This window comes from Micromonospora parva (genome assembly GCF_000718515.1).
Classification (GTDB): Bacteria; Actinomycetota; Actinomycetes; order Mycobacteriales; family Micromonosporaceae; genus Micromonospora; species Micromonospora parva.
In genome coordinates this window covers 101,432-111,533 of the sequence record NZ_JNZS01000019.1, presented here as the reverse complement: position 1 = coordinate 111,533, position 10,102 = coordinate 101,432, and the positions used below count along the sequence as shown (strand labels likewise).

General features: G+C 72.4%; 8 protein-coding genes and 1 rRNA gene. 2 read left to right on the top strand and 7 right to left on the bottom strand.

Features of this window, described 5'->3' with window-relative positions:
* Positions 1-93 (bottom strand): 16S ribosomal RNA (locus IF22_RS0124255); the annotation flags it as partial.
* Positions 94-740: 647 nt separating this feature from the next.
* A complete protein-coding gene (tyrS, locus tag IF22_RS0124250; RefSeq protein WP_030335768.1) occupies positions 741-2,033 on the bottom strand; it encodes a tyrosine--tRNA ligase in 1,293 nt (430 codons plus the stop codon).
* A 100-nt stretch (positions 2,034-2,133) separates the two neighbouring features.
* On the opposite strand from tyrS, the gene IF22_RS0124245 reads away from it, so the two are divergent.
* On the top strand, positions 2,134-2,523 hold the full coding sequence (locus IF22_RS0124245; RefSeq protein ID WP_030335766.1) for a PaaI family thioesterase: 390 nt from the start codon (positions 2,134-2,136) through the stop codon (positions 2,521-2,523).
* Positions 2,524-2,545: 22 nt separating this feature from the next.
* Here IF22_RS0124245 and IF22_RS0124240 read toward each other — a convergent pair whose 3' ends face one another.
* From IF22_RS0124240 to IF22_RS0124220, 5 genes are all read right to left on the bottom strand, one after another.
* Positions 2,546-3,877: a hemolysin family protein gene (locus IF22_RS0124240; protein WP_030335764.1), complete on the bottom strand. Its 1,332-nt coding sequence runs from the start codon at positions 3,875-3,877 to the stop codon at positions 2,546-2,548.
* Between the two features lie 152 nt (positions 3,878-4,029).
* Complete coding sequence (locus IF22_RS0124235) at positions 4,030-4,671, bottom strand: hypothetical protein (protein ID WP_030335762.1); 642 nt, start codon at positions 4,669-4,671, stop codon at positions 4,030-4,032.
* Positions 4,672-4,680: 9 nt separating this feature from the next.
* Positions 4,681-5,181: a GNAT family N-acetyltransferase gene (locus tag IF22_RS0124230; protein ID WP_030335760.1), complete on the bottom strand. Its 501-nt coding sequence runs from the start codon at positions 5,179-5,181 to the stop codon at positions 4,681-4,683.
* Between the two features lie 38 nt (positions 5,182-5,219).
* Positions 5,220-6,695, bottom strand: coding sequence for a serine hydrolase domain-containing protein (locus IF22_RS0124225; RefSeq protein ID WP_051708750.1), 1,476 nt, complete (start codon positions 6,693-6,695; stop codon positions 5,220-5,222).
* 69 nt (positions 6,696-6,764) lie between these two features.
* Entirely contained in the window at positions 6,765-7,280 is a 516-nt protein-coding gene (locus IF22_RS0124220) for an ArsR/SmtB family transcription factor (protein WP_030335757.1), read from the bottom strand.
* Positions 7,281-7,450: 170 nt separating this feature from the next.
* Between IF22_RS0124220 and IF22_RS0124215 the strand changes: the two genes are divergently transcribed.
* Positions 7,451-10,066, top strand: coding sequence for a cation-translocating P-type ATPase (locus tag IF22_RS0124215; RefSeq protein ID WP_245233721.1), 2,616 nt, complete (start codon positions 7,451-7,453; stop codon positions 10,064-10,066).
* Positions 10,067-10,102 lie beyond the last annotated feature (36 nt).

Genomic DNA, 10,102 nt, shown 5'->3' with positions numbered 1-10,102 from the left:
GCTCGAGTACCCCGAAGGGCCTTTCCGCTCGACTTGCATGTGTTAAGCACGCCGCCAGCGTTCGTCCTGAGCCAGGATCAAACTCTCCAACAAAAAATTAGTTGAACAGCTATCCCGACAACAAACAAATGTTGCCAAAGGAATCCCAACCAGCCAAACCAAGGCCTGACCAGTCCGGGGTATAAATCATAATTGGCACTGGCTTTACAAGCACCCTGTTGAGTTCTCAAAGAACAACCACACACCAGCCGCAAGCCCCACACTCAGTGGAACCCCAACCGGGGCATTTCCCGCTCTCGCACCCGGCGCTTTCAGCACCAGGCACTTTTACTACGTTACCCGCTCGTTTCCACCCTGTCAAACCGATATTTCGCGGTTCGCCATGCTTCAACAATATTGCGGGCACCATGTCGCTACCGGCTTGCGCCGTTCTCGTCATGGATTCGACAGGCCGGCCAGTCGCGATTTCCCGCGACCCGCCCGGTGCCCCGCCGGCTCGTAACCATACCCGGTCGGTTTCGCCGCGCCAAATCCGCCTCGCGGCGTTTCTGGTGGCACCTCCCGGTCGGGGGTTCCGGTGGGCGAGCCCGCCCGACCCCCAGGCCGTTGGCCCGCGCTCCGGCCGTTTCAGGCTTTCGCCTGTTTCGTCCGTTCCGCGCTGGCAGAGAGAAAGTTACGCGTCCGGCGGGATGATCGTCAAATCCGCCGGACGCGTCCCCCGTCACATCGTCGACAGACGACTATTCACCCAGCTCAACGCCCGCGAACGAGCGCTTCCCCCGGCGCAGCACCAGGTATCGGCCATGCAGCAGATCGGCCGGCGACACCACAGCGTCCACAGCGGTCACCCGGTTGTTGTTGACGTAGGCGCCGCCCTCGGCGATCACCCGTCGGGCTTCCTTGAGGCCGGTCACCAGGCCGGAGTCCCGCAGCAGACCCGCCACATCCGGCAATTCGCCGGTGAGGCGTACGAGGCCCGCCTCGGTCAGGGCCGCGCGCAGGGTCTCCGGCGCCAGGTCGTCCAGTGAGCCGCGGCCGAAGAGCGCCTGGCTGGCGGCGATCGCCTGTCGGGCCTCGTCGGCGCCGTGCACCAGGGTGGTCAGCTCCTCGGCGAGCGCCCGCTGCGCCAACCGGGCCGCCGGCCGTTCGGCGGTCGCCTTCGCCAGCTCCTCCAGCTCATCACGGGAGCGGAAGCTGAAGTACCGCAGGTAGCGGTCGACCTCCTGGTCCTCCACGTTGAGCCAGAACTGGTAGAACGCGTACGGGCTGGTCATCGTCGGGTCGAGCCAGACCGCACCGCCCTCGCTCTTGCCGAACTTCGTACCGTCGGCCTTGGTGACCAGCGGCGTGGTGAACGCCTGCACCGGCCCCACCCCCCGCCGGCGCACGTAGTCGACGCCGGCGGTGATGTTGCCCCACTGGTCGGAGCCGCCGAACTGGAGCTGACAGCCGTGCCGGCGGTGCAGCTCGTAGAAGTCGTTGGCCTGCAACAGCTGGTAGCTGAACTCGGTGAAGCTGATGCCGGTCTCCAGTCGGGCCCGCACCACCTCCCGCGCGAGCATCTTGTTCACCGGGAAGTGCTTGCCGACGTCGCGGAGGAACTCGACGATCGACATCTCGCCGGTCCAGTCCAGGTTGTTGACAAGCTGCGCAGCGTTGTCCCCGGTGTACGACACGAAGGGCGCGAGCTGCTCGCGGATCCGCTCGACCCAACCGGCGATCACCTCGGTCGGGTTGAGCGCCCGCTCGGCGCTCTCTTTCGGGTCGCCGATCTGCCCGGTGGCCCCGCCGACCAACAGCAACGGGCGATGACCGGCGAGTTGCAGCCGGCGGGCCATGAGGACCTGCATGAGGTTGCCGACGTGCAGGCTCGGCGCGGTGGGGTCGAAGCCCACGTAATAGGTGGCGGCACTCCCACCGTCGAGCAGCTCGCGCAGCTCGTCGAGGCCGGTCGAGTCCTGGATCAGGCCACGCCAGAGCAGGTCATCGGTCAGGGAGGCCCGCCCGGGGGGCGGGAGGCTGCTGTCGGTCACGGTCACCGATTCTCCCCCATCGCCGGCACGGACCCGTACCGGGTTTGGCCCAACCCGCCCCGGCTAGGCTTGCGCCGCGTTGATCGAGGAGGGCTTTGCCATGGAGATTCCGGATCTGACGGGTGGCCTGGTCGCCCTGCTCGGCCTCACGTTCGAGGAGGCGAGCGCCGACCGGGTGGTCATCAGCTGGCAGGTCCGCCCGGAGTTGCACCAGCCGTTCGGCATCCAGCACGGCGGGGTGTACTGCGCCGTCGTGGAGTCCGCGGCCAGCGTGGGTGGTGCCCTCTGGCTGGCCGACCGGGGCACCGTGGTCGGGGTGTCGAACCAGACCGACTTCCTGCGGGCCGTGCGGGACGGCGAGCTGACCGCCGTCGGCACCCCGGTGCACCGGGGTCGCAGCCAGCAGCTCTGGCAGGTGGAGATCACCGACGCCGACGAGCGGCTGGTCGCCCGTGGTCAGGTCCGGTTGCAGAACCTCTCGCCCGCCTGAACGTCCGGCCGCACCGGACGGGTCAGCTGCGGGCCTCGTCCAACACCGGTTCCGCGGCCTCGTCGACGTCCGCGTCGGTGTCCTCGGGTACGCGGCTGAGCCGTACCTCGGTGATCGCCCGGTGGTCGATGCCGGCCACCATCAGCACCCAACCGTCCAGCGTGACGTCCTCCCCGGCGACGGTGGGGATGTGCCCGAGCCGGGCCAGCACCAGCCCCGCGACTGTGGTGTAGTCACCGGCCGGTCGCGACGGCAGCTCCACGCCGATGTCGGGAAGGTCGTGCACCGGGAAGGTGCCGGGCAGCAGCAGCGCGCCGTCGGCGTCGCGGCGTACCGAGTAGCCGTCCCGGTCGGTCTCGTCGTAGATCTCGCCGACGATCTCCTCCAGGATGTCCTCCAGCGTCACGATCCCGTCGACGGCGCCGCGCTCGTCCACGACGAGCGCGATGTGCTGACGCTCGGCCTTGAACTGACGCAGCGCGTCCACCACCGGAAGCGAGTCCGGCAGCAGCATCGGCGGTCGGGCGATCTCGTCGACCGGCCGGTCGTCGGGCACACCCACCAGGTCACGCAGGTGGATCACTCCGGCCGTGTCGTCCAGGCCGCCGTGACGCACAACCGGGGCCCGGGAGTGCCCGGTGGCGGCCAGCACGAGCCGCGCGGCCTCCGCGGTGGTCCCGCTGTCGAGCGTGAAGACCTGCAACCGGGGTACGAGCACAGCCCGCAGCCGTCGGTCGGCGATCTCCACAGCGCCCGCGATGATGGTGCGCTGCTCCTTGGTGAAGCCGTGGTTGCCGGCGACGATGTCGCGCAGCTCGTCCGGGCCGATCTCCTCCGGCTCGTGCTTCGGGTTGAGCCCGACCAGGCGGACCACCACGTCGCTGGTGGCGCCGAGCGCCCAGACGGCCGGGCGGGTGAGGCTGGCGAGCAGGTCGAGGGGGCGGGCCACCAGCAGCGCCCACCGTTCGGCGGCCTGCATGGCGATCCGCTTGGGCGCCAGCTCGCCGAAGACCAGGGTGACGAAGGTCAGCGCGAGGGTGACGATCACGATCGCCACCGTCTCGGCGGCGCCGCCGAACACGCCGAGCAGCGGCACCAGGGGTTTGGCCAGGGAGACCGCCGCGGCGGCGGAGGCCAGGAAGCCGGCGAGGGTGATGCCGATCTGGATGGTGGCCAGGAAGCGGTTCGGGTCCTTGGCGAGGCGGGCCAGCACCCGCCCGCCCCGGCTGGTGCGCTCCAACCGTTGGATCTGGCTGTCCCGCAGCGACACCAACGCCATCTCGCTGCCCGCGAAGAGCGCGTTGATCACGACCAGGACTCCGACCAGGGCCAGTTGGCTCCCGTAGCTCTGCACGCCCGGTTCGCTCCCTCGTGGTGGTGGCACCGGCCGGTACGCGCGGTACCCGCCGGTCGGCGAGCCCGCCCGGCGTAGGCGTTGTCTTTGCCCCGTCCGGTGCCGGCCGAATCCTGCCCGGGTGACGCCACGTCGAATCGGACGCGGTGACGCTACCGGGCAGGGGGCGTCGAGGACGCCGGGAGATCGAGGACGTAGGAGTCGCCCTCCGGTCGGAAGCCGAGCCGGTGGTAGTAGGGGGCGACCATCCGGGGCGGGCTGACCACCCGGTGGAAGCCGCGTTCGGTGAACAGGTGGCTGCGCCGGTAGACGAACTCGCCCGGGGTGAAGTCACGGAACTTCGGGGTGACGTAGTCCAGGTCGATCTGGGCGACGCCGGGCGCCTCGGCGTGCGACAGCACCACCCCGACCACCTCGTCGGCAGTGACCACGAGGAACGCCGAGCGCCCGGGCGCGTCCGGATCCCAGTGGAAGCCGGGGTTGAACCGGGCGATGTCGGCGGCGTGCACCCGCAGCGTGTGCGCGAGGAACTGGTCGTCGACGCCGACCTCCACCACCTGGTACGTCGTGTCGTCGTGCCGGGTGGCGAGCATCCCGCGCAGGTACCAGATGTTGATCGCCGCGAGCACCACGTTGAGCCCGACCATGGGCCAGACCTCGATCGCGGCGTTGTAGCCGATCAGCACGACGCAGCCGACGAGGTTGATCGCGCGCAGTCGCAGGACGCGCGACTGCAGCAGCGACCAGACCAGCACCGCGGAGCCGGCCCAGCCGACGAGATCCAACCAGTTCACGCCGCGAGACTAGTGCCCGCCCAGGTCAGGAGCGTCGGCGGGCAGCTCCAGCAGCCACTCCTCGACGTCTTCGCCGCGGCCGTTGGCGTACCCCGAGTCTTCACCGACCACCACGAACCCGCACTTGCGCAGCACCGCGAGCGAGGCGGCGTTGTCCTTGGCGGCGCGGGCGTGCACCGGCCGGGGCAGCTCGCGCAGCAGGGCGGCCAGGGCCGCCGTGGCGTGCCCCCGACCCCAGCGTGCCGGGTCGATCCAGTAGCTGACCTCGGTCTGCTGGTCGACCGGGAAGGCGCTCACGTAGCCGACCACGTCGCCGTCGACCTCGACGGTGCGGACCAGGTTCGCCGGGTTGGTGAGCACCCGGGCCCAGTGCGCGGCGAACTCCCGGCGGTCGGACGGGTCCTTCGGGCCGAACGCGGCCATCCGGTTGGCCTCCGGGTCCTGCTGGTGCCGGAAGAACTCGACGAGGTCGTCCTCACCGACCGGGCGCAGCCGCAGATCAGACGTCATCGGCCGAGGGTACGCAACGGCGGGCCGGCGCGGCTCGCTCAGTCGCTCACGGCGGCGAGCGCCAGCACGGCGGCGAGCAGGGAGCTGGCCACCGACAGCAGGCGACGCCACGGCACTCGCGCGTCGACCACCGGCAGGGCGGACCAGCGGGTCACGGCCACTGTCGCTGCCGCCACGGACAGACCGGCCCCGAGCGGCCACAGCCACGCCGGCACCACCGACCAGTCGCCCATCCGGTGCGCCAACCCGAGATAGGCGAACGCCCACACCACCGCCGCCACCACTGTGACCCGGTCCAGTTCGCGGCGGCGGGCGGTGCGGAGCAGGGACAGGCCGCCGAGGAAGGTGAACGCCACCGCGAGGCCCGCGCCGATCCAGACGGGAGCCACCGGTGCCGCGTCCCCCGCCTCCTCCTCCGGTACGCCGAGCAGTCGCCGGCCGATCGGCTCGACTCCCTTGTCGGTGTTGCCGAGCACCACCACGGCCCGGCCGGTGGCCCGTTCGAGCCCGAGGTAGGACCGGAACCCGCTCGTCGCGCCGTTGTGCCAGATGACCTCGTGGTCGCCGTGGCGGGTGGTGAACCAGCCGTACCCGACGCGGTTGTTCTCGTCCTCGCGGAAGCGGGCGGTGGTGGCGTCGGCACCGGGCGCGGCGCCGGCGAGGGTCGCGGCGGCCAGCCGGCCGAGGTCCTCGGCGGTGGACCAGGGGCCGACGCCGGCCGGCGCGTACCCCACCCCCGACCAGGGGTCGAGCGGCCGGCCAGCGGCCCGGCCGCCGTGGGCGCGGCCGGCCGGCAGGTCGTCGGCGTGGGTGGCGATCACCGTGGCGTTCATGCCGAGCGGCTGGAGCAGCCGCGCCCGCAGCAGATCGGGGTACGCGACGCCCGCACTGGCGGCGAGGGCGTGGCCGAGCAGGGACGGCCCGAGGTTGGAGTAGTGGACCTCGCCGCGCTCGTCGGCGTCGGGGCTGACCCGGTCGGCGGCGTTCCGGATGGTGTCGATGTCCTGCCCGGCGTAGGGGTTGCCGCCGGAGACGTTGGACCAGAGGATGCGCGCCCAGCCCAGCACGGAGCCGGGGGCGAGCCGGGGCAGGCCGGCGCGGTGGCTGGCCAGCTCGGCGAGCGTCACGTCGCGGGCGGGGCCGGTGAGCGTGGGCCAGGTGGCGCCGAGCCGGTCGTCGGGGTGGACGACGCCGGCGGCGGCCTGGTCGGCCAGGAGCATGCCGGTGAGGACCTTGGTGACCGAGCCGATCTCGAACGCGGTGCCGGCCTCGACGGGTTGGCCGTCGGCGTCCCGGTCGCCCAGGCCGGCGGTGCGGATCCGGCCGTTCTCGACCAGGGCGACGGCGAGCCCGCGGTGCCCCTTCGGGTCGGGCACTGCCATCCGGGCGAGGCGGGCGAGGTCGTCGTCACCGGTGACCTGCGCGCCGAGGCGGGGAACGCGGGGCATCAGCGCCGCCCCGACGAGGCTGGCGGCGAGCGCGACGACGAGGGCGATGACGACTGTTCTCCGCATGGGGGTCCTTCGGTCGAGCGGGCTGTGCGGGTCGGTGGCGCGACGATCGGTGCGGCGACCGGGCCGGCGTCAGCGGCCGGCGGCGGCGGCGAGGATGGCCAGCAGTGGCACCACGCGTTCGGCGGGCACGGCGTAGCGGCCCCGGCCGACGCTGCGCAGCCAACCGGCTGCGGTGAGCTGGCGCAGGTGGTGGTGCAGCTGACCGGTGGTGCCCAGGTCCTCGATCTCGGCCAGCTCGCCGGTGCCCTGCCGTCCACCGAGGACCTCCCGTAGCAGCCGCAGCCGCACCGTGTGCGCCAACGCGGAGAGTGCGCCGGCCAGTTCCGTCCAGTCGGCGGCGAGCAGGTCGTCGACGGTGCGCCCGTACTGCCAGTCGTACTGCTGGTCCGCGACGCGAACCGTGCCGGTGTAGAGCACGGCGCCGGTGCCGTCGGCCGGCAGGCGCTGCTTGAGGCCGTCGAGGGCCCAGAACGTGCCCTCCGGCGTGGGCGGCGCGTCGGACGGCGCGGGGGCCGACGTCAGGTGCTCGGTCAGGGCGGCGACCTGTGCCTCCAGCGCGGAGAGTCGCTCTTCCACGGTGCTCATACGTCGATACTACGTACGTACGTACTTCCACACAAGGGAGGGTGTCGCGGACGGGTCTTTGGTCCCGGGCGCCACAGGTGCAAACGCCTCTGCCCGGGGGTGGTCGGGCAGCGCCATGGTGGGACCCGACGGCGGCCGGTGGCCCGCCGCGAGCGACGGGGAGGTCACTGGTGACGACGATCGGCGGACGGGACGGGATCCTGGTGGACCCCGTTGACCGGGACGTGTCGGTGGGGCTCGACGCGGCCGAGGCAGCCGCCCGTCTGCGCGCCACCGGCCCCAACACCGTCGCTGCGCCACCGCGCCAGCCGGTGACCGCACGGGTCCTGCACCAGCTCACCGACCCGTTGGTGGCGTTGCTGCTCGCCGCGGCGGCCGTCACCGCGGCGCTCGGCGACTACCCGGACACCGCGGTGATCTTCCTGGTCGTCCTGGTGAACACCGTGATCGGCGTGGTGCAGGAGGTACGCGCCGACCGCGCCATCGCCGCGCTGGACCAACTCGCCGCGCCCACCGCACGGGTGGTCCGCGACGGCCGCGAAATGGTGGTGCCCGCCGCCGACATCGTGCGCGGTGATCTGGTCCGGGTCGAGGCGGGCGACGTCGTCCCGGCCGACCTGTCCCTGATCGAGGCGAGCCGGCTGCACCTGGACGAGTCCGCACTGACCGGCGAGTCGGTGACGGTCGGACGTGTCGCCGGTGAGGAGGCGCTGGCCGGGACGGTCGTCACCATCGGCCGGGCGACCGGCACCGTGCTGCGCACGGGAGCAGCGAGCGCCCTCGGTCGGATCAGCGCCCTGGTCGCGGGCACCCGGCCGACCGGCACTCCGCTGCAACGCCGACTCTCCGCCCTGGGTCGGGTGCTCGGCCTGGTCGCGGTGGCAGTGTCCGGGTTGGTCTTCGCCATCGGGGTGGTCGGCGGCCGGCCCGTTGTCGACATGGCGATCACAGCGGTGAGCCTGGTGGTCGCCGCGGTGCCCGAGTCGCTCCCGGCGGTGGTGACGCTGGCCCTGGCCCTGGGCGCACGTCGGATGGCTGCCGCACACGCCATCCCCCGTCAACTGCACGCGGTCGAGACTCTCGGCTCGGTCACGGTGATCGCCTCCGACAAGACCGGCACCCTCACCGAGGGGCGGATGGCGGTGCAGCAGGCGGTCACCGGCGACGGCGCCCGGTACGGGGTCACCGGCAGCGGGTACGCCCCGACCGGCACCGTGCACCGGGACGGGCAGGCGGTGGCCGTACCGGACGGGCTGCGCCACCTGGCGCGGGCCGGGCTGCTCTGCAACGACGCCGCGCTGTCGCCGCCGGACGACGAGCGACCCGAGTGGGGCGCGGTGGGTGACCCGCTCGAAGCGGCGCTCGTCGCCTTCGCCGCCCGCTGTGGCCTCGACCCGCAGGCCACCCGCACGGCGTGGCCCCGGGTCGCCGAGCACCCCTTCGACCAGGCGCAACGCCGGATGGTCACCGTGCACCGCTCCTGCGACCAGCGCTACCTGGTGGTCTGCAAGGGCGCCCCGGAGAGTGTCCTCGGCGCACCGCTGCTCGACGCCACCGACGAGGAGATCGCCGAACTGACCAGCACCGCCCACCGGTTGGCCACCGAAGGGTTGCGGGTGCTCGCCGTGGCCGCCGCCCTGGTGGAGACCGTGCCCGACCCCGCCTCCCCCACCGGGTTGCGGCCGGTGGGACTGGTCGCCGTGGGCGACCCGCTGCGCGAGGGCGCCGCGCGGGTCGCGGACAGCTTCGACACCGCCGGGGTACGGCTGCTGCTGATCACCGGAGACCACCCGGCCACGGCCACCGCGATCGGTGGTCGTCTCGGCCTCTGGCGCGCCGGCGACCCCCTCGCCAACGGCGACGACGACCAGGCGGCGCACCCGGACACCCGGATCTTCGCCCGGACCCAGCCGGAGCAGAAGCTCGACATCATCGCCGGTCTGCAGGCCCGCGGCGAGGTGGTGGCGATGACCGGCGACGGGGTCAACGACGCGCCAGCGCTGCGCCGCGCCGACATCGGGGTGGCCATGGGAGGCGGCACCGAGGTCGCCCGGCAGGCGGCCGACCTGGTGCTCGTCGACGACGAACTGAGCACAGTGGCCAACGCGATCGGCGAGGGCCGGCGCATCTACGACAACATCCGCAGGTTCCTGCGGTACGCCCTCTCCGGTGGGGTGGCGGAGATCCTGGTGATGCTGATCGGTCCGCTGTTCGGTCTGCCCGTACCGCTGCTGCCCGCCCAGATCCTCTGGATCAACCTGCTGACCCACGGGGTCCCCGGGGTGGCACTCGGCGCGGAGCCGGCCGAACCCGGGACGCTACGCCGAGCACCACGCTCACCGCAGGAATCGGTGCTCGGCGCCGGGCTCGGTCGCGACGTCCTGCTCACCGGCGCGCTGATCGCCGCCGTCGTGCTCGGCGCCGGGGTGTTCGCCGCCCAGCGGGAGCTGCCCTGGCAGTCGGTGGTCTTCGTGGTGCTCGGGCTCGCCCAACTCGGTGTGGCGCTGGCCGTCCGGGCACCCCGGCCGGCGGGCACCCGAAGCGGGAACCCCGGCCTGCTCGTCGCGGTCGCGGTGTCGGCGCTGCTGCAGGTCGGTGGGGTGCTGCTCGCTCCGCTGCGGGACCTGCTCGGCACCGAAGCGCTGGCACCGAGCGTGCTGCTGGCCTGCGCGGCGGTCAGCGTACTGCCGGGGCTGGTGCTGCGGCTGACCCGATCGTCGGCCACCGACGCCGACCGGGGCGATGACGGGACCAACGGCCCCCGCCCCCTTACCGTCCGCCCCTGATCGTCGGGCCGGCACGCGGCGAGGATGAAGACGGAC